This is a genomic window from Desulfitobacterium chlororespirans DSM 11544, assembly GCF_900143285.1.
GTDB lineage: Bacteria > Bacillota > Desulfitobacteriia > Desulfitobacteriales > Desulfitobacteriaceae > Desulfitobacterium > Desulfitobacterium chlororespirans.
Window position 1 is genome coordinate 1 of the sequence record NZ_FRDN01000004.1, and the last position, 21,039, is coordinate 21,039.

A 21,039-nucleotide genomic window follows, 5' to 3' on the forward strand; every position below is an offset into this window, starting at 1 on the left:
GGTCGCTCCTCAGCGTGGCCCTATTTATGCCGCAATAATAGTATTGTCAATTATCTGGATGATTATTCCATTTACACTAAAATAGATTCACACCCTTATCTCATAAAAAGCAGCTGTGGGAACATAACATAACTCCTAGTGAAATAAATTCTGTTGAAAGATTACGTTATCACTTTCAGACGGCATTTAAAAATTACAAAGCAAAAATAGGCAACTAGCAATAATACTATTATCTGTTATGGCATGTTGCATAACGTATATTTTACTATGTTTATCAGTTTCACTCCTTCCGGTTAACAGGCCAGATTCCAATAGGCAGACTACTTCTGTATGCTTTGAGTGCATAAAAAAGATGATCGCTTAGCCTGTTTAATTGTACTTATCCGGAATAATTAATTCAAAACATTATATCCTCTAAACAACCGTATAGATCATTCTCAAATTCTTCTACTGTTTGGTAACGTAACTTTCGTTTATCCATAGCCTTCATGACAACACGCTGACATACAACCTGAATATAAAATCTCTTTTTAGGCATTTTAGCGCTTAACAAATAGTAGAGCAAAGCTCCTAAGGAGTAAATATCCGATAGATGAGTAGAATCTGCTAAATTTTCTAGCTGCTCAGGATCAGTAAACTCCTCTTGCCCATAGCCTTTTTTAGATAGACCGGTAAAGAATGATATTGATTTCGGATCTTTTGCCAATCCGAAATCGGCAATTTTTACTTCTAGGCTATCTTCTGTTTCATATAATAAAATGTTATTTGGTGCCAAATCTCGATGATATTTATTATTTTCATGTAAGTATTTGACACCAGCTATTATCTGCTGAAAGATTTGAAGGCGCTGACTTTGAGAAGCATCATGGTTGCTTTTTATCCATTTATCCAAAGAGTAGTTGGCTAGGGGCATAGTAAACCAAAATGGTGCACCTTCAAGCTGAATTTTTTCAACCTTTACAATGTTTTTGTGTTGTAACTCTTTGGTAAGCAGCCTAACCTCTCTTTTAAAACGCAAGAGGTATTCATCCCCGTCGTTTCCATAAACTTGTTTAAAGTAACTCCTAGGAAAGAGTACTTTACAAGCTACAATTTTTTTCGATTCAGGATCAAATACTTTATAAACTCTAGCAAAGGAACCGCTTCCTATCTCATCTAAAACGATCATTTCATATTGTTGTTTGATGTATTCTGTCTTTAACATATGTTTTTTCATTGTATTAATTGATCTTTTAAAATCTTCTAAATTGAACATTTGCGTTTCTAAAATATTATTCACCGCAAGCTTTTTGTCCAAAGCGTAATAAGTCTGTAAAAAAACATTCAACTCCTCATCATTAGCATCCTCGGTAACTTCAATAATCTTTTGGATACAACGATTCATTTCAATTCTAAAAAATGATAGGATATCTTGTGAAATTTCCGGTTCACAAAGCTTAACCATTATTTTTTGCAACTCTTCTATTGGTAAGATTAGGATAATCGATGCATACAAATCGCTATTGATATCATGAAGAAGCACTGAATCAAATTCCTCTAAAGTTATCCCCGTTAAAGCAAGAATTTCATTCTTGTATGTACTTAAAGTTTTTGGCTGTCTCCAGATTTGATTTGACAAATAGCGCAAGGGTAATTTCTCACCTTTTCCCTTTAGGTTGATGTAATAAGCGATTGTAAGAATGATAGACTTATATTTTTTAAACGATAAGCAATCGGCAATAATTGTTCCCAGCTGGTCTTTTATTTCCGATTCCTCGATCCATTGAAATAAGTATTCTTTAATCGGGTTCTTCACATTATCCACTAAATTTGTTACTGCATCTTTTAATTGCAGAAACTCTAAGTTATAGTCCGGCATTTTGTCCGTTAAACATTCTAAAGCTCTCGGATCGAGCTGAATAAGTTTAGGAAGCCATTCCACCGTCTTATGAGGCTTCTGGTTTTTAAAAGTGACTTGAATTACGCCGTCTAATAAAAGAATCTCTAAACTATCATTTAATTCCTGCCATGTGAATCTTTGCAGCACATGTTTAACAAGCGGCTCATACCGTTTTGGCCCTATTAAAAGGAAATTCAGCAGTGTTTCCATAACCACTTTTTTGCCATGGGGTTTATGTAACGTTGCCTCTACGCCATAATAATTTTGTCCCTTTACTAACATTGCCACCGGAAAGCGATATCCGTCCTTATCGATTTTAACAACTTCAATTCCAATACGGTGTTCATCAATTTTAAAAATATGACCTTGCACCATTTTGAGGTATCACCACCCTATTCTTTTGCATATAAAGGTCGATTGGCACGTTTTTTTAGAATAAGTTGATTTGCAAATTCCTTGCCGGGCTCACAGGCACTACAAGTAAAGGCATGATCAATCCAATCAATACTTTTCAAAGATTCTCCCTGTTGGTGGGTGATAAAATACTGGATGTCTGTAACTTGCAAAAGTTGCCCGATTTCATTACCACGTTCATCATCCACTCGGGCCTTTGGCTCATCCAAAAACATGATAGGCGTTATTTTCCCATTCTTATTGTCACTTAGGGCTGCCAGTAAAATCATTAAACTGGTACTGGCCTTTTGTCCTGAACTAAGGTGTGGCCCATCGACTGCAACCGGTTCTTTTCCATCGTAGCCAATAAAAAGGTGGATTTCCCAGGTTTCTGGTTCCGGAGTTACTTCGACCAACTTACCCTTTGCTGAAGCTTTAAGCAGATCGGCAAAACTTTCAAATTCGGTAATATAATCTTTCATGATTTCTTTGATATGTCCACGAAACTGTAATAGCAAGTCATTGCAAGTCCTTTCAAGGTCTTCTCTGTCTTTTTTTAAGGTATGAAGGTTTTGGACCAATAGCCCAATTTGCCCCTCTTGGGCTTCGACCAAGCGTATAGTTTCCTCATTGACGGAAGGATTATATAATCTTTCTTTTTCTAAGCGTAAGGAGTTTAGGATATTGCTTATTTCTTTTGAAGTATATAGACTTCCTTGAGCGTCGATGAAAGCGCTACCTTGTATATCGTAGGAAATAAAGGCAATATCATCTTCGCTGAGTCCCAACCCTTTTACCTCTTCATATGCTCGCTCCGCAGAAAAGGTAAGTGATGAAAGTTTATTACGTAATTCAGTATATTTTTTGGAAAGGTCTGCTGCCCGTTGAATCGCTTGATTCATTTTTTCACTAAACTTTACCTTTTCTTCCCTAGCTTTGATTTCTTTTTGCCGGACAGTTTCTTTTTCTTTTTTAGTTGAGTCCTTTTTCTTCATTAATTCCACTATTAAAGAAGTGAAGTTTTCTACTTCTCCTAGTAGCATTTTGTGTTTATCTTCCATTTCCGGAAGTTTCATTATCAATTGCTGATTTTCAATACTCTTTGCCACTTCGCCTAATTCATCTTGGAGTTCGTTCACACGTTTTAGTAGTTCCTCAACAGCGGATTCCTTTTTCGGTAGTAATTCTTGGGCCTCTTTTTTTTCTTCGTCTAGAGCAAGTTTTCCACAACATAGGCTATGATATTTTAAATGAATAGCACCATCTCCATCCTGCAGCAACCCTTCAAGCGTAATACTATCAATTCCGCGTTGTTGAAGGGCATGACCTTCATCCACTGTTTCTACAAGATAGATGTGATTTAAACCTTCCAGATACCCCTCCACTTTTTCACTGCAATTGACAGTGATGGCATCACGAATACTGGGATAAGGGATATCTGTTCTTGAGCGAAACGCTTTCTCCTTTTTGGGTAAAGATACACGAGCTCCGTATCGAGCTTCTTGTTGCATTCTCTTGACAGGAAGATATTTGTCCTGTTCCACAATAATCCGGTAACGATTATTCCCAATATAGGCCTCAATGGATTTTTGCCATTGCCGCATCTCTGGTTTTACACTGATGGCATCGGCAAGCATAATATATGGAATTTTGTTTTCTTCCAGTTTGGTTCTGAATCTTTTTGCTTCCTCTTTATAGGGTAGAACATTTTGCTCTAAATCAGTAAGTTTTTGCTTTAGCTGATCAACCACTTCCTTAGCTTGGAGATAATCCAACCTCTTTTTCTCTAGGTCCTCAGTGAGAATATTCTTAAGTTCGTTTAAGTCCTCTAGATTTTGCGGTTCAATTAGTTTTAGACTTTCAATTTGCTCGTTAAGGCGCTCTAATTCAACATCTAACCGTGTTTTATCAGTCGTATATTTATTGATGTTCTCATTCGCCTGCTCCTCAATCTCGTATAAACGTTGATATTCGTCTTCAGATTGTCCAATTTCTTTTTGTATTTCATCAATTTTTACGCTAAACTCGTTAACTTTATCTGACTCGATTTTTCCTTGCTCTTCGACTCCGGTCATCTCGGTTTCGATTGATTTTAGTGTCTCCTGGGATTCAAAATATTCGAGTTTTTTGAGTTTAATTGTCGTTTCTTGAACTTCCTTTTCTTTAGCCTGATAGAGACGGAAATTTTGTGCTTTTCGCTTGGTCTCTTCAAAACGGGCTTTTGCCTGCTCCATTTCTTCCTCAGCCCGCTCAATGGCTACTTCTTGCTCATTAAGTCTTTGCTTGCTGTCATCATAGCGTTTTTTATAATCTTTAGTTCCTTTTAGATCAAAAAGTAATTGAAAAAGCTTATGAGGAGATGAGTTCACAACTTCTCTTATATCATCTGGGCTCCTTGCCATCAGGTTACGGAATTCCTTCGTAATCCCCATGCATTGTTCTAAAACTTTAAGATACTCTTCAACATGATATAAAACTTCACTATACGCTTTGTAGTTCAAATGAATATCCGGTAAATCGTAAAATTCACCATCAAATAAATAATATTCTCTGGACCATGAGCCTTGCTCATTTTTAAAAATCCTGCAGCAGGCTGTAACTTCATCTTTAAATTTTCGAATCGATTCAAAAGGTCGCATCCCATTGACTGGTAGATTATAGAATGCTACTCTTACTACTGACCAGTTGCTTTTCTTATGAACATAGAATGAAAATGATCTTTTACTTTCAAAATTGCTGGCACCTAGCATGAGGCGAAGACCATCCCATATCGTCGTTTTTCCGTGACCGGACGGACCAATAAAGGCATTAACCTTTTCATGGGCCTTATACGGCCTGTTTGTCATTGGAAGGTATCCCCAATATACAGTGGAAAAATCTTTGATCATTCCTAGTCCTCCTCGTCATCAGCCGGATCTTCTTCTAGCTTTTCAACAGTTTCAAGTCCTGTAGTTAGCCCCTGGATAACATAATCACAGATATCCATAAGCATCTCACTGTGGAGCATATATATTGCTGGCCCCACAGTAATACTTGCCTTACCTTTTTCCCATAGGATATAGTGATACTTTTTCAATGAAGCAAGCAAAGTTTCGATGGTCTTGCGCGGGTTCTGTTTTCTTTGTTGAAATTTTGCTCCATAGTTGTAGACAAGTTCATCGACCGTCAAACTCAGCTCGTTTTCAGGATCGACATGACCAAGCTCCTTCGGAAGGACGAGTTTGGCATAAATAATGGTAAGGAGGGCCATATGTCGCTTGTCTATTCCTTTGACCCTCTTCAGAAAATAATCAAATGAAGCAGAATCGTACTCTTTTCTAAGACGTATTACATACCATTCGGTTCCGGGGGGATTGAGCAATTCATATCCCAAGAGGGAAAGATAAGTCTGAACATCCCGAAATAGCTGGATATTTCTTTCGATTGAACCGATTTCCTTTTTGGAAATCCAGCCATAATGAAACATAGAACATATTTTTTGTGCGTGAGGGTTGATGGCTAACTCGTTAATCTGATCCATTTTTCATTCTCCTAACAAAACACTCTGTTACCATTTCAACTGGACCTTCCGTTAGCTGCTTATAGGCATCCTCCACTTGAAGTTCGAATCCTTCTTTATCCATTTCTTTCCGTTCTTTACGGCTTTTTAGATCACCTGTTAGTTTAAGCATTTGACCTGTCTTGTACATTGCCTGACCAAAGCTATTAATATCCTTAAAGAGGAGTTCCTCCATTGGGACTTCATCTTTCGCTTTCATTTTGAGGGCAATTTCCTGATAAAAAAGTTCCATGGGGCTTTGCATTCGATTAAGGATCATTTCTTCTTCAATAATATCTATGGGTTCGGGTGGAGGCGTGGCGACGATCTCTTCTTTTTCGTTTTCAAAAAATGACCGCGCCCTGCTTTCGATAATTTCTTCTCTGAGTTGATATACTTGCTTGGGTGCTGAAAAGTTTTTTACAGTTAGCTCAGCTAATACTTCTATAGGCGCATTATGGAGAGCAGTTTCAATCATTTCTGGAGAAATAAACTCACCCAAACCGTTCTGGCTTTCCCGTTGAAACTGAATAGCCATTGAGAGAATTTGAGTGGTTAAGTCCAATATGCTACTGGTAATATTAAAAAACTCATCGTAATGTAACCGAGAAAAAATATGTCGATTATTGTTAAGTGTTTTTTGCGTGCTTTTAATCACGTTAATAATTCCTTGGGTCTGTTTACCAATCTCTAATATCTCTCGCCGTGACTTCTTCTGGATTACACGCTCCAGGTACCCTTTCCATACTGATAACTCTCGAAATCCCATATTTTTAAGGGACTCGGTTTGCTCTTCATCCATATTGAATTCATCGACGAATTCGGCCAGCATCACAGTAGTTTTTATCTGTTCTGACATGGAAAGGTTTTCTTTCGCAAAGGATAAAAACATGGAGGATAAGAAGGCCCTTACTTTGCCAGGAATTTCATAATCAAATCCATCAAATATGATCCAACCTTTTTCCAGAAGTTCCCGAAACACTTTATCCCGGGTTGTTTTGCTCATATAACCTAAATATTTTTGTGCTTCCTCCATAGAAAATCGTCCTGTTTCACTAGCTAAGGTCTTGGCACCTGCTAGTATCAGGACAATTGTTTGTGTATTTCTTAACTTAAATATCTCAAATAACTTAAGATGTTTTTCAATGTTTTTGACCATAATAATATCTTTATGGGTTAAATTATAATCATTTTTTGATTCTTCCCCATTGTTAAGATCATTAAGATTAGTCCTATCTGGAGAGCTCGAATTATATTTGTTTTTGAAAAATACTCCCAAAGAAATGCCTCCTTATAAGATTTTATCTAAATATAGTTGTTATCTATCTAGTTAATCCTTTTGTATTTAATCCAATAGTTGGTTACCATTCAACGTAATAATTCATACTGGGAAGGGCCCCCGAAGAAGTCTGTAAACTTGCAAATTATTGTCATAATATAATGGCAAGACCAAACATATGTTCAAGTCAACTGCTAAACATAAATTTGGCCTCAAGACTTATTCAACTCAACTCATATATTTTAATAAAACTTTTACTTCAAGTTACTTGATCCTGTTTCGTTTGAAGTTAAATGTCGCCAATGTAAATGTAGGGATACTTCCCTTGTAATGGCGACTTCGCTAGTTATCGATGTGCCTGTATACTTTTTGTTCAGATTGCTGACGGTTCCGACTGATACGTTGGTTCCCCATAACGCCTTAATTAGCGCGATAAAGAGAATAAAATTGGACCAAAGACCATTACCCTAGAAGATATTCAAAAACTGCTGCATATGCTGCATTTTTCATTTGACGCGCCCTAATATTTCCTTCTCTAACGTCTCAGCTTTCTCCATTGTCAGCATCTCTCTTGAGCTGAAGCGGACATACTTTAAATAGAATAACGTTATGCATTACATATTATAGTGAAAGAACTTCCAAGTTTTATACAATAAGCATTCAACATTTTCCTAAATATTCCTCCATAATTCGTACAAAAATCTTCTTCCGGTAGAAAAAGCCAGACCAAAGGGTCTGAAAGCAAAATTGTAAGATTTAAAGCCCTCAAAATCAAAGGCTTAATCTATGGAAAATTGCCATACTCCTTTAATATGAATAAAATTCTCTTCCTACAAATTGCGATATATAAGTTTTAAGGGTTTTTTTCAAAATCTTTTCCCCTTTAAAATATAATGCGGTGCTACTTCATTAGCGGATGACGTACCAAAAAATAAAGTGACCAAACGATTTCCAGCCTCATTGGCCTGGAAACCGTTTGGTCAAATTAATCACTGAATGAAGTCTCGTTTATGCATTAGGGATAATGAAAACCTGACCAGGGAAAATCAGATCGGGGTTAGTGAGATTGTTGGCAAGGATAATAGCTTGCATCGTCGTGCCGAATTGCTGAGCTATCTTATAAACGCTGTCCCCTTTTCTGACGACATAGGTGACCGGTTCCGGTGCCGGCGGCGGGCAAGGGGGCGGACAGGGCGGCACGCAGCAATGATGAGGGTTGTGGTGCATACCATGCATACTTTCCTGTCCATAACAGGATTGATAAGGCTGGCCGGCATCCATTGTCACTTGGCCAGAGCAACAATTAGGATCTAAAGTGGCAAAGCCCCCTTGAGGAAAATATTGATTCTGGCCCATATATCCATTTTGCATGTTCATCGGATGATTCATAAGATTTCCTCCTCTATTTATACAAACATTTAAATACATAGTTATTTGGGTTGTATTAAAGCTCATTCTTCCTGACACTTTTCTAATAGCAATATATGGAATTATAGGAATAATGAGTATGTACTTTCTATTTTTTTATTTTTGCTTGAAACATGCCCCCAAGGGCATGATATACCATAGAATGGTAATAAAATGAAGGATTTAAGGTGTGTATAACTGCTGTATATAACACTATGATATTTTCAAAACAATTCTATAAAAGAGGATTGACATTCATTCAATAAAACTATAAGATAATAAAAAATAGAATAGTTGTAGAATAGTAGTACAGTAGGTGTGAGGCATAAGTGCACCCCTGCGGAGGTGTATTTTTTATTGCCTAAATAAGAGGAGGTTTGTAGGAAAATGAAAAAAGGTAGTTTAAGAAGAATGTTGGGAATTGGTTTAAGTCTTGTCTTGGCACTGGGTCTGGCCGGATGTGGCGGTACTGCGCCAAGCACTAAAGAAACCCCTCAGGGGGCAGCACAAGGTTCTTCTGAAGAGAAACAAGTGAAGATTGGGATTATCCAAATCGTGGAACATCCAGCCCTTGATGCTGCTCGGCAAGGCTTTTTGGATGCCTTAAAAGCAAACGGTTATGAAGTAGACAAGAACTTAAAGTTAGAATATCAAAACGCTCAAAACGATCAATCCATCCTCAATTCGATCGCTCAAAAATTTGCGTCCAGTGATCTCGATCTCATTCTGGCTATTGCTACACCTTCAGCTCAAGCCATGGCCAGCGCCACAGATGAGATCCCTATTTTGATTACAGCCGTTACCGACCCTGTGGAAGCAAAACTGGTTGACAGTATGGATAAGCCGGGCGGGAACATATCCGGTACAACAGATATGAACCCGATTAAAGAACAATTGGAACTTTTGAAAAAGCTGGTTCCCGATGCTAAAACTGTTGGGGTAATCTATAACGCCGCTGAGGTTAACTCTGAAGTTCAAGTACGCATTGTCAAGGAAGAAGCCCCTGCTCTGGGCCTGGAAATTGTTGAAACCACCGTATCTTCCAGTGCCGACGTTCTGCAGGCAGCCCAATCCTTGATCGGAAAAGTCAACGCCATTTACGTTCCTACCGATAATATGGTGGTATCTGCCGCTCAATCCGTCGTTCAAGTGGCCAACGAAAATAAAATTCCCCTCATTTCCGGAGAAAGCAGCGTTGTCGATGCCGGCGGACTGGGAACCATTGGTATCAACTACACGAACTTAGGTGCCCAGACCGGTGAAATGGCTCTCCGCATCCTTGATGGGGCTAAGCCTGCCGATATGCCTGTGGAAGGTCAGAAGAACTTTGATATCGTCTTGAATCAAGAAGCGATTGACTTGCTCGGAATTGAAGTCCCTGCCGACATTAAGAGCAAAGCTACCATAAAATAATCTAAATTAAACTATAGAGATAAAATATTGAGGTGTGTTAATAATGTTCTCCCTAAAAATTGTAGTAGGAACTCTGGAACTCGGGCTGATGTATGCAATCATGGTCCTGGGAGTCTATCTAACCTTTAGAGTACTGAATTATGCGGACTTGTCTGTGGAGGGCAGCTTCACTTTAGGAGCTGCCACCGCAGCCACTCTTATCTTTCAAGGCTATAATCCCTGGTTAGCTACGGCCATTGCCTTTTTTGTCGGCTGTATCGCCGGGATCTTCACCGGCATCTTTCACACCAAATTTAAAATCACCGCTCTCCTGTCCGGAATTTTAACCATGACCGCTTTATGGTCTATCAATTTGCGCGTTATGGGCAAAGCCAATATCTCCTTGCTCAAAACACGGACTATTTTTACTGATTTTAAAAACTTTCCCGGTATGAATCAATATGGAACCCTGATCTTGGGCCTTATAACGATTATTATCCTCGGTATCCTGATCTACCTCTTCCTTAATACCGAAATCGGTTTGGCCTTGCGGGCTACCGGTGATAATGAACTGATGATCCGGAGTTTAGGGGTAAATACCGATGTGATGAAAATTCTCGGTTTGGGCTTATCCAATGGTTTAGTCGCTTTCTCCGGCAGCTTTGTCGCTCAACACCAACAATTTGCCGATGCCAGCATGGGAGTAGGCATGATTGTAGCCGGACTGGCCTCCGTGATTATCGGCGAGGTTCTGGTGGGAACCTCCTCTATTGGTCGGACCATACTTGCCGTGATCTGCGGCGGCGTTATCTACCGGACTATTATCGCCATCGTCCTCCGGCTCGGCTTGGAGCCCACTGATTTAAAACTTCTCACCGCTGTCATTGTTCTGATCGCCCTCGTCTCGCCCAGTTTAAAATCGAAATTCTCCGCGTTTAATGGCGGCATTTTGAGGAAGGGGGATTCCTATGCTAACAGTTCAGAATCTAACTAAGGTCTTCAATAAAGGGACCATTAACGAGAAAAAAGCCCTTGACAGTCTTTCACTTGAGCTCGCCCCTGGAGATTTTGTCACTGTCATTGGTTCCAATGGTGCAGGCAAATCTTCCCTGATGAACGCTATTGCCGGGGTGTTTATCCCCGATAATGGAGAAATTTCTATTGATGGCACCCCCATTACCAAATGGGCCTCCTATAAACGGTCGGGATTGATCAGCCGGGTGTTCCAGGATCCTTTGTCAGGCACCGCCGCCTCGATGACTATTGAAGAAAATTTGGTTATGGCTTTGCGCCGGGGCGAGTCCCGCCGTCTGCGCTGGGCCTTAAATGTCAATAAACGGGATTATTTTCGCAATGAGCTATCCAAGCTGGGATTAGGACTTGAAGGGCGTTTAACCACAAAAGTTAAACTCTTATCCGGGGGACAACGCCAGGCCTTAACTTTGCTTATGGCTACCCTTCAAAATCCTAAACTCTTATTGCTGGATGAGCATACTGCGGCGCTGGATCCCAAAACTGCCGAAAAAGTAATGGAGCTTACCTGCAAAGTGGCACAAAGCTCCAAACTAACAACCTTAATGATCACTCATAATCTTGAACAAGCTCTTGCTGTAGGCAATCGGACGATTATGATGCATGAAGGCCGAATTATTCTTGATATCCGCGGCGTTGAACGCCAGAATATGACCATTGGCAGATTGCTGGATATGTTTGAAAAAGCCAGTGGTGTTCATATGAACAATGACCGGATGATGCTGGCCGGAACTCGTTAATGAGGATGGCAAGCTTTCTGGTGCTAACACACCTCTTTCCCGATGATGCGTGGAGACTCGCGTCGTCGGGATTTTTTATTGGAGCTTTGAACGTTGGTTATCCAGGGGGTCTCCAGGATTTTGCTTTACAGCGGTCGCTCCATAAGCTGCGCGGACAAAACTAACGCGAAAAGCTCTTCGCTCCGAAAGGTGCCCGGCCAAATCGCTCCTGCTCAATGGCCGGTTGGAAACGTCCTGTTTCCAACCTTTCTCCGCTGCGTGCTTTTCGCGAAGTTTTGTTTCCGCTCGCTTAAATCCGCTCCCTTTCGTAAAGCAAAATCCTTGGGCTGCTTCTTGGAGTTTTGCGTGCAGGGCTTTGAAAGAACTACAAGGGAATTCGTATGATGACTTGAGCAGCTTTTTCCGTCTTTACCGACGCCGCTTGAGGCGGCAAAGTCGGCGAACCCTGGGGAAGGCTATAAAGGCTCCGAGAAGGCCTGAACTGCCCCAAAAACGCCTCACAAGACCTTCAGACCCGCAGCCCCCAAGGCTCTAAAGAAAACTGAAAGAGACCCGCAAGACGTAGCTTTACGTACAAAAGCGGACGGATTTAGCGGAGGGCGGTCGGATCAACGAGGCTTTCTTAACGTAGCGGAGCCACGGTTCACATCAGGTATTGCCCAGAGGTTTGGCGTGAGCTGTTAAGAAAGCGAGTTGACCAGCCCCGGAGCTAGGGAGTACGCGTTGTGCGTAATGCTACGCGACCCGCCTCTCTCCTGAAGCTACACTATAACCACCGCTTCCAAAGCAGCTTGAATAGCCTCTCTCGGCATGACAAACTCCCGCTGAACCGACGTAGCATAGATGATGCATTCCCGGACAGGGACCTTGAGCAGCCTTTCCACTGCCAGGGCATACAGCCCCAGCTGAAGTCCGTAGCGCTGGGTTAAAACCAGCTCCGGGTCGGGCACCCCTGCTAAATTATCGGTCTTAAAATCCATAACCTGGGCCTCATGTTCCTGATGAGAGAGCAGCACTGCGTCGATGATTCCCTGAACAAGCACCGGTTCTTTTTGAGCCTTGAGACGCAGGGAGAGGGTAAAGGGAACTTCTCTCCGCACTTCTTCAGCCTCCCAGAGACGTTTGCCGCTGGTGGAGTCCAGCAGATTCTTTAGCTGGGAAACGAATACCACTCCCCCCTGCTCTGCACTGAGAATCTCCCGCCGGATTAGGGAATCAATATGCTCTTGAAGCATGCTTTCGCAGACTTCCTGAGCCAGCCCCTCCCAAGTATCCCGCCATACAGCCAGGGGTAAATGCTGAATGGCGGCATGCACTGCTGTGCCTCGTTCCGCAGAAGTCAATTCCTTCCGGGACACAATGAATTGAGGGCGCAGAAAACTGGGCGCGGACAAGGCGGACGGAGATGGGGATGAAGATGGAGACGAGTATTCATTATCCATGTACCATAATGACTGCCGCTTCAATTCACTGACACTGGTCTTAGCGGATTGATTGACCCCTTCAGGGTAAGGATACTGCCAGTTAAGCTGCCGGAAAACTTCCTCCTGTAAATTTTCAGTATCCAAGTTCGCCGTTTCAGGCGTTTGGGCTTCAAGGTTTTCTGTTTCCTCAGAGGTTTCTGTTTCTCCTGGGGCTTCCTTTTCTCCGGAGCCTTCTATTTCTCCAGAGATTTTCGTTTCTTGAGAGGCTTCCGCTTCCCCGGGGGTTTCTTGATCTGGGAGGATGATTTCATCTTGAGAGCTGGTTGCCTCTTGAAAAGGCGTCTTGTCGGTGATCTGCTCATGAAGGATCACTTTCCACTGGGATGAGCTGTCAGGAAGCTCACCGGCTGTGGGGAAAGAGCCGAGTTTGAACAAATCCTCAGGATGACGTACTAAAGCCGGTCCGAGCCAATCCAGGTAGGTCTTAGCCCCCCGCAGCTGACCGTCGGGAAAGGCCGTGTCGGGGCAGGACATGGCTAAGCTCCGCCATTTATTGATAGCCTCCGCAAGCTTCTGCTGATGGCCAAAGAGGAAGAGGCGCTCCTTGCCCCGGGTAAGGGCTACATAAAGGATCCGCAGCTCTTCGGCAAGGGCTTCCTGCCATAGACGCTCTTTCACGGCATATTGAATAATGGATGGGTAACGAACTTGATTCTCTATATCTATTAAAGGAATACCCACCCCTAAGTGTGAATGAAGCAAGAGCTGACTGCTGAGGCTGCGGGTATTGAATTTCTTCCCTAACCCGGCTATGAAGACCACCGGGAATTCCAGACCTTTACTGGAATGCACTGTTATGAAGCGGACCACGTTCTCTTTTTCCCCCACTATGCTGGCATTGCCCAGATCCTTGCCCTGGCTTTGAAATTTCTCCAGGAAACGCAGGAAACGGAATAAGCCCCGATAATTTGTCGCTTCGTAACGACAGGCCCGATCATAGAGAACCCGCAGATTCGCTTGACGTTGTGCACCGGCAGGCAAGGTTCCTACATAAGCCAGATATCCGGTATCTTCGTAGAGATGCCACAGCAAATCGGCCAGAGAGGTCCGCCGGGAACGGTGCCGCCACTCCTGCAGTTTGGGGAAAAAGGCATCCACCTTCTCTTTGATCTCAGGCGATGTCTCCAGGATATGCCTGACTTTAACCTCCAGTTGCGGCAAGCTCTCCCAGTGCTTCCCTAAAATCTCCCTGACTTCTGAGTAAAACTCCTGCCCCTCTTCTTGTCGCCGAGCATCACCTGCCCAAAAGGTCAGGACCAGGGTTTCGTAAAAATCTCCTTGGGGAAGCAGAGAGCGCAATTTCCCTAACTCAGTTCCATTCATCCCTACCAGTGGAGAACGGAGCACTGCCGCAAAGGGAATATCCAGACGTGGGTTATCGATGATTTTGAGCAGGGATAAGACTGTGTCCACCTCATTGGTTCCAAAGTAACCGCTGTTGGTTTCTGCATAGACAGGGATTCCCGCCTTCTGGAACTCTTCGGCATACACAGAGGCTACCGAGGCCAGGGAGCGCATAAGAATCACGATATCCGCATACTGTACCGGCCGATAGTCACCCAGTTCCTTATCATGAATCTGAAATTCCCTCTCCAGAACCATTTTTTGAATGCGGGCTGCCACTAATCGGGCTTCAATACGGGCTGTTTCCGCCTCTTCCAGTGAAGCTTCATCATCGCCTGATTCCGGCTCCCGATTCTGCTCAAATTCCTCACCCTCACCCTGAGCCGGTGAATCCGCTCCCGCGGCTGCATCTTCAGCTCCCCTTTCCTGACCCTGGGAAAGATCGATGGCCTTAGGATCAAATAAATGAACTTCAATGGGGCCCTCAGCAGTTCTAAGCTCCCCATCGGAGACAAATTTAGCCCCCGGTCTCAGAGCAGCCTGCTCATCATAGACAATCTCCCCTGCTCCTTCTGTCATGATCTGATAGAAAAGATAATTGATCCCTTGGATCACTTCAGAGCGGCTGCGGAAATTTTGGTTGAGGTCAATGACCAAATTGGGGGCAGCTTCCTCCCCTTCCTGATAATGAGGAAACTCCCCATATTTGCGCAGAAAAAGTCCGGGATCGGCCATCCGGAAACGATAAATGCTCTGCTTGACATCCCCCACCATGAACAGATTGGCCTTCCCCTCCTCCTGACGGGAAACCAGCTGCAAAATACGCTCCTGAACGGGATTGATGTCCTGATATTCATCCACCAGGACTTCCGCATAGTAAGCCTGGAGTTTTAAGGCAATTTCCGTAGGCTGTTTATCCTTGGCCAAGAGCTGTAAGGCATAGTGCTCCAGATCGGAAAAATCCACGCAATTTCTTTGCCGCTTGGCTTTTTGATATTCCCGGGCAAAGTGTTGGGTAACCTGAGCCAGGGTGCTGACCAATTCCCCCATCTTGTTCAGGAAGGGAAGCTGATCGGTCAGGGATACTGAAAACACCGTATGCTTGATTTCTTCCAGCTTCTTTTTAGCCTCATCACGGGCTTTTTTACTTTCTTCCCGCAAGCGCTTGCTGTCTTCCTCATCTATCAGGGAGTCCGGCAGATTTTTTTTGCTCCCCCGGGGGAGGCTGGGAAAGGTTGCCGCCGACTTAAAAGCCGTATCGATATCACTCCAAGTCCCCCGCTCCGTCATTTCCCGCAGAAAATCCAGCCTGGAGTGATCGTCTTCCAGAACGGGCAAATAATGAACAGGACCGCCCGGCAACTCGGCCAGCCGGTAAGCCCGCTCCAAAAGGATAAGGCTTTCCTCCACCTTATCCCGGACACCTTGCCGCACCACCTGCCCCCAGGGGCTTGCCATCAGGTCGTCAAGGCTGTGCCAATCATAAGCCTCCGGCAGGTGTTCCAGCCACTCCCCAGGATCGACCTGGCTCATGGCAAATTCGTGGAGCCTGAGGATGGAGGCCATCAAAGGCTGGTCATCACGATCGGTGCCGAAGGCATCGACCAGGTTTTGAAAGGCCGGGGTCTCCTCCCCATAATACGCTTCAAACAGATCTTCAAGAGTATCCTGGCGCAGCAGATCCGCTTCCGCTTCATCGGCTACGCGGAAAGCGGGGTCCAGCTCAATAAGGTAAAAATACTGACGAATCAATTCCATACAAAACGAGTGCAGGGTAGTGATACTGGCCCGATAAAGCAAGGCCCTCTGTTGCAGGAGGTGTTCCACCTGAGCAGGCTCCGCCGCCCCAAAGAGGGCTTCATCCAGAGCTTTCCCGATGCGTTCGCGCATTTCTGCAGCGGCCGCTTTCGTAAAGGTCACCACCAGAAACCGATCCACATCCACTTTCTCATCCACATCTGTAATCTGCTTGAAGAGCCTTTGGACAAGAACTGCGGTCTTACCCGAACCGGCAGCCGCCGCTACGAGAAGCTGCCCTTTCAAGTCAATGGCCGCCTGCTGGGTGGGAGTCCATTTGGGATTATTCATGGCCGTCATCCTCCTTTCCAGCGCCTGCTTCATCTTCTCCTAACCAGATCAGCTCCTGACCCCTCGGGTTATCTTGACCCCTCATGCTATCCTGACTACTCGGACTAACCTGAGTCCCTGAACTATTCTGGGTCCTTAGACTCTCCTGAGTCCCTGAACTATCCTGAGGCCTTAGATTCTCCTGAACCATTGGGCTACTTCCCCCATCCTGCTGAGGAACCCGGCGGGTTTCCCCAGAAACAGGGGTGGGAGGGTACTGCTCAGGATGCTGCTCAGGGTACTGCCCGGAGTCCTGGTTTTGCACACGCTGCCAAAATTCTTCATCCTGGATGACCGGCAAATTCCGATAGTTATTCTCAGGCAGATAGGGATCAAAATGGCATAATGGTTTATAGGAGCAGAATTGGCAGGCTGTATTCTTGCCCTGCCGATAGGGAGTGATGGAAATATCACCTTCCAGGAGAGCCTCACCGCTGCACCGCAGGAAATGCTGGAGATGCTTCCTCAGGAGGGCGAACTGCTCTTCCGTAAGAATCGGCGAACCTTTTTTGAATTCTCCGCTCTTCGTGAGTTTAATGCCCAGCAAGCTGGAATTCTCCAGATCCCGATCCATAGCCAAGAGGACCTGACGGTCGGCCAGCAAATAGCCCTTGACTTTGACGGCTTTAATGCGATCCTTTTCCAATTGCTCAGGATAGAGCAGTGTTTTGGATTTGAGCTGAGGTTCAAGAACCGGGAAATATAAAAATCCGGCGGGATGGATCGTTGCCCCCTCCGCTAGACCGGAGGATGATACTAAAATCTGGGCGCCCTGCAAGGCCGCATCAAGATAGGCCAAGAGCTGCAAATCCAGTCCATGGTAGATCTGATTTAAGCTGACATGAGCTTCCCGGGATTTATAATCAAAGATTCTTAAGTAAATTTCATTGCCGAGCACGGCCCCGTCAATGCGGTCAATCTGCCCCCTGAGCAGAAGGGAGTTGCCCCCGCTTAAGGGTACTTCCAAAGGTGGCAGTGCATCCTGGGGACCGAATTTCACCTCTAATTCCATCGGCAGAAACACTCCCTGCCGGGCATGTTCTCCCAGGACACGGACCGCATGATGAACGGTCCGCTTCAGCTTATGGGTTAAGTAGCGATAACGGGCATTGCTCAAGAGGATTTTATTCTGCAATTGCAGGGCGATCGGCTCGGCTGTCTCATTCACCAGCTGCCAGGATTGCTCCTTGCTGAGCTCTCCCCAATCAAGCCCTCTCTCTCTCAGGGCAACGGCATAATCATGGAGGACGGCATGAAAGAATTGTCCCATATCCGGCGGCGAAAGGCGGTAATTGGCGCGTTCTTTCAGCTTAAGCCCATATTGGGCAAAGTGGGCAAAGGGGCAGCGGGCGAAGAGCTCCAAACGGGAAACACTGGTGACCAGGCGTTTGCCATAGAGCTGCCTGGCCAAAGGCTGGGGCAGCCTCTCTTCCTCATTTTGATCCCGGAGCCCTTTTTCCAGCAGCTGCACTTGGGGAAAGGCGGCAGTTTGGCTGAGAAACCAGGACCGTATAGCTTGCCATAAGGGCGAAAGAGCACTGCCTTGCCGGAGCTTCTGCAGGTGCAAAGCATAAGCCGGCAACAGAGCGTAGGGATGAGGAAGGGCCGCCGGTTCTTCCTCATCGAGACTGAGATACCTTTCCGGCAATCCGGGAAAAATCATCTTCAGCCGATGGATCACCGGAGACACCGTTAACCCTCTGCCCTCTTCATCGGTAAGGGGATAACTGATATACAGCTGTTCCCGGGCACGAGTGAGGGCAGTATAGATGAAATATTGCTCCTCATACACCTGCACCTTGCCCTTAGGGGCCAGCATAATCCCTTTGCTCTCCAGGCGGAGCCGCTCCAATTCATCAAAAACCCCTTCATCGGAGGGCTTTCCCGGCAGGATTCCCTCATTGGCTCCCAGTAAAAAGAGCACGGCTGTTTCCGGGTTGCGGGAACGGTCCAGTGAACCGACCAGAACCTGATCATAGCCGGGAGGAATTAAGCCCAGCTGCAAATTCTCCAGCCCGGAAGTAAGGATCATCGCGAAGTCGGGCAGGTCCATGATTTCCTCCCCTAAGCCTGCCACCAGCTCATCCAGCACCTGGATCACGGCATCCCAAATCTGGTTTTGCAATTGGGCCTCAGCTAAATCCCCCCGGCTGTGGGCTGCCTCTGCCCACTCCTGAAGATGTTCGGGAACCTTGAGGCGGATGAGAAGCTCATAGATCGCCTCCGCGATCTGGGCGACGGTGGCCGAGGGGCCGCCGGCTTCCGGATGGGGACGGATAGCCTGGTCAAAAGGGCTGGACAGTTCATAGATGATCTGCCGGGCTTCGTTAAGGCCTGCCGTTTCTTCCCTGTCGCTGGGATCAGGGTAATAGCTCCAGGCTCGGTTGCCCTTCCAGGCACTACCATGGATTCCATAAGCAAGGCAGTAGTTTTCCAAACGGTCGATGCGATCTTTGGAGCAAGGAAAAAAATCGGTTTTTAAACAGCGGAAGAGGGGTTCATAGGCCCAATCTTTTTGCACCGTTTCAATCGCCGATAAAAGCAGCTCCAACAAAGGATGATGAATCACGGGGCGTTTATGGTCCAAGAAGTAGGGAATATCATGAGCCTTAAAAACCTGCTCGATGATCCCCTGATAGCCGGGTAAATCGCGGGTTACGACGCTGCAATCCCGCCATGTTCTGCCCTCTTCCCTGGCCAGGCGCCGCAGCTCCCGTGCCACTCCCTCCACCTCAGCTCTTTTATTGGCGGCGGGAAACAGGGTGATGCCCAGAGGATCGGAAGCTGTGGAGTCATCTCCTGCGGGAAAGGTCTGAGTAGGATAGGCATTATAGAATCGTTCCAGATGCTTGAGGCCGGCCTTCTGAAAACGATAGGGCTCCGTAAGGAAAACATGGCTGATCCGGGCTTTAGCATCCCGGGCTAAATCCACAAGCCCTTGATAGGTCTGCATAGGCTCATAAAACAGCTCCTCGCCGGGTTTAAAGCGGGAGGTTTCTGCTTTGAGCAGTTCCGGATCAAGAGGCAGGGAAACCGTGATCTCGGCAGCCGTTCCCAGCATAGTTTGAATAATATAAAGCTCTTGAGGAGTAAATCCTTTAAAGCCGTCCACCCAGATTTTCGCCCCCTGCAGAAAGGGCGCCTGAGGGATTTTCTCGGCCACCAGGTTCAACTCATCATCCGGATCCCGGGCCGCCGTCCCTAAGGACTTATTCAACTCTTCATAGAGGAAGGCTAATTCATGGGTCTTTTGCAGCAGTAATTCATCAGCATCCTGAATTCCTCTCAGCTGGTCCGGGGTGATCCGGTAAATCTTAAATTCCGCAATGGCCTGGGCTAAGAGGTCGGCCATGCCGGGACGGGTAGCGGAACGGGCAAACACCCGCAAATCGGAACGATGGTTTAAAAGCAGCCGGCGCAGGAGCATTCGTTTGCCTACTTCGCCAATCAGCGCTTTTCCTCCCCCGCCCGCTTCGGAAAAAACCCGCCAGCCTAAACGACGAAAGCTCAGAACCTGGGCTCTGAGGATGCCGCCGGATTGAGGATCATGAGCCAGGCTCATCTCCATTTGATGGGTAGCTTGTTCGGGAACGAGCAGAATGAGGGGTAAGCCCTCAGGATGCTCCTGGCTTTCTTTATGTATTTCCTGCCGACAAAGTGTGCTTTTTCCCGTACCGGCCCGACCCACTATAAAACGCATACTCACCTCAAGGTGCTCCTCTCTCGCTTGATCTATTGGGGATGATCTAAAAACTTATCCCTTCTCTACGTATAAAAAAAGCTCAGGCCAAATAAGATGTACTAAAACCTTTCCGGGAGGATTAATGTGAAAAAAATCATCCCTTGGGCAATCTTCATCTTTTTGGTCTGTCTGGTCTTTTATCCTCAGCCAAGCCGGTTCGCAGATACGACGATTCCCAACATGAATCCCCATGTCCTGAATAAAGAAATCAGCCTCCAACTGCCTGCCACCACCCAAATTGCGGAGCATTGGCTGGAGGATCGCCAGCAACTGCACTACAGCGCTTATTTAAATGATGAACCATTGGGATTGCGAGGCTATATTCAATTATGGCAGATCGATGATCTTGAGTATTATCTTCAGAAAAGCAAGGAAATGAGCACCTTTGATTTCTATACTTTCTCCCTTGATGCCACCCATATCGGAGATTTCAAAGGGATACTGAATAGTTGGGGAGCCTCCTTCGGACAAGCGGCCAAACTGTCCGGCAAGGAATACTGGCTGTATACACCCAATCAAAAGGTGCTGAGAATCGCCTTCCTCACCAATGATACTTCTTTTAATGAGGAGCAATTGAAAGTCATGGGAACTATCCTCTCCTCCCTCAGTTGGCTGGGGGAACCCACGAATGCTCAAACTCTTATTGAAATTACGGGAGAGCATCCCTAAGCTAAGGAGTGGC

The 21,039-nt window shown here is 45.3% G+C and carries 11 protein-coding genes; 4 read left to right on the plus strand and 7 right to left on the minus strand.

The window, feature by feature from the left end:
* Nucleotides 1–397: 397 nt before the first annotated feature.
* The 5 genes from BUA14_RS02920 to BUA14_RS02940 all read right to left on the minus strand — a co-directional run bounded on the left by BUA14_RS02920 (nt 398) and on the right by BUA14_RS02940 (nt 8,478).
* Entirely contained in the window at nt 398–2,254 is a 1,857-nt protein-coding gene (locus BUA14_RS02920) for a serine/threonine-protein kinase (protein ID WP_072771208.1), read from the minus strand.
* A gap of 17 nt (nt 2,255–2,271) precedes the next feature.
* Complete coding sequence (locus tag BUA14_RS02925; protein WP_072771209.1) at nt 2,272–5,160, minus strand: chromosome segregation protein SMC; 2,889 nt, start codon at nt 5,158–5,160, stop codon at nt 2,272–2,274.
* 2 nt (nt 5,161–5,162) lie between these two features.
* On the minus strand, nt 5,163–5,792 hold the full coding sequence (locus tag BUA14_RS02930) for a DUF4194 domain-containing protein (protein ID WP_072771210.1): 630 nt from the start codon (nt 5,790–5,792) through the stop codon (nt 5,163–5,165).
* Nucleotides 5,779–7,089 carry a hypothetical protein gene (locus BUA14_RS02935; RefSeq protein ID WP_143153416.1) on the minus strand — a complete coding sequence of 437 codons (1,311 nt, stop codon included), beginning with the start codon at nt 7,087–7,089 and terminating at the stop codon, nt 5,779–5,781. Before BUA14_RS02935 ends, BUA14_RS02930 begins: the two co-directional genes overlap by 14 nt.
* 1,008 nt (nt 7,090–8,097) lie before the next feature.
* Nucleotides 8,098–8,478 carry a LysM peptidoglycan-binding domain-containing protein gene (locus BUA14_RS02940; RefSeq protein ID WP_072771212.1) on the minus strand — a complete coding sequence of 127 codons (381 nt, stop codon included), beginning with the start codon at nt 8,476–8,478 and terminating at the stop codon, nt 8,098–8,100.
* 405 nt (nt 8,479–8,883) lie between these two features.
* Between BUA14_RS02940 and BUA14_RS02945 the strand changes: the two genes are divergently transcribed.
* The 3 genes from BUA14_RS02945 to BUA14_RS02955 are packed head-to-tail and all read left to right on the plus strand — an operon-like array spanning nt 8,884 to nt 11,660.
* On the plus strand, nt 8,884–9,909 hold the full coding sequence (locus BUA14_RS02945) for an ABC transporter substrate-binding protein (RefSeq protein WP_072771213.1): 1,026 nt from the start codon (nt 8,884–8,886) through the stop codon (nt 9,907–9,909).
* A 43-nt stretch (nt 9,910–9,952) separates the two neighbouring features.
* Nucleotides 9,953–10,882 (plus strand): ABC transporter permease, encoded by a 930-nt coding sequence (locus BUA14_RS02950; protein WP_072771214.1) that lies wholly within the window; start codon nt 9,953–9,955, stop codon nt 10,880–10,882.
* Nucleotides 10,857–11,660, plus strand: coding sequence for an ABC transporter ATP-binding protein (locus BUA14_RS02955; protein WP_005811779.1), 804 nt, complete (start codon nt 10,857–10,859; stop codon nt 11,658–11,660). Before BUA14_RS02950 ends, BUA14_RS02955 begins: the two co-directional genes overlap by 26 nt.
* Nucleotides 11,661–12,421: 761 nt before the next feature.
* Here BUA14_RS02955 and BUA14_RS02960 read toward each other — a convergent pair.
* Together BUA14_RS02960 and addB are read right to left on the minus strand one after the other, a co-directional pair.
* The gene (locus BUA14_RS02960) at nt 12,422–16,576 is read right to left on the minus strand and encodes a UvrD-helicase domain-containing protein (RefSeq protein WP_072771215.1); all 4,155 of its coding nucleotides are present in this window, start codon (nt 16,574–16,576) and stop codon (nt 12,422–12,424) included.
* Entirely contained in the window at nt 16,569–20,315 is a 3,747-nt protein-coding gene (gene addB, locus BUA14_RS02965; RefSeq protein WP_427846680.1) for a helicase-exonuclease AddAB subunit AddB, read from the minus strand. Before addB ends, BUA14_RS02960 begins: the two co-directional genes overlap by 8 nt.
* A gap of 126 nt (nt 20,316–20,441) precedes the next feature.
* Between addB and BUA14_RS02970 the strand changes: the two genes are divergently transcribed.
* On the plus strand, nt 20,442–21,026 hold the full coding sequence (locus BUA14_RS02970; protein ID WP_072771216.1) for a hypothetical protein: 585 nt from the start codon (nt 20,442–20,444) through the stop codon (nt 21,024–21,026).
* Nucleotides 21,027–21,039: the final 13 nt, after the last annotated feature.

What these genes read in the sequence shown, in the direction of transcription:
- BUA14_RS02920 (WP_072771208.1), bottom strand. Translation starts at nt 2,254, where the DNA reads ATGGTGCAAGGTCATATTTTTAAAATTGATGAACACCGTATTGGAATT.
- BUA14_RS02925 (WP_072771209.1), bottom strand. Translation starts at nt 5,160, where the DNA reads ATGATCAAAGATTTTTCCACTGTATATTGGGGATACCTTCCAATGACA.
- BUA14_RS02930 (WP_072771210.1), bottom strand. Translation starts at nt 5,792, where the DNA reads ATGGATCAGATTAACGAGTTAGCCATCAACCCTCACGCACAAAAAATA.
- BUA14_RS02940 (WP_072771212.1), bottom strand. Translation starts at nt 8,478, where the DNA reads ATGAATCATCCGATGAACATGCAAAATGGATATATGGGCCAGAATCAA.
- BUA14_RS02945 (WP_072771213.1), top strand. Translation starts at nt 8,884, where the DNA reads ATGAAAAAAGGTAGTTTAAGAAGAATGTTGGGAATTGGTTTAAGTCTT.
- BUA14_RS02950 (WP_072771214.1), top strand. Translation starts at nt 9,953, where the DNA reads ATGTTCTCCCTAAAAATTGTAGTAGGAACTCTGGAACTCGGGCTGATG.
- BUA14_RS02955 (WP_005811779.1), top strand. Translation starts at nt 10,857, where the DNA reads ATGCTAACAGTTCAGAATCTAACTAAGGTCTTCAATAAAGGGACCATT.
- BUA14_RS02960 (WP_072771215.1), bottom strand. Translation starts at nt 16,576, where the DNA reads ATGAATAATCCCAAATGGACTCCCACCCAGCAGGCGGCCATTGACTTG.
- addB (WP_427846680.1), bottom strand. Translation starts at nt 20,315, where the DNA reads ATGCGTTTTATAGTGGGTCGGGCCGGTACGGGAAAAAGCACACTTTGT.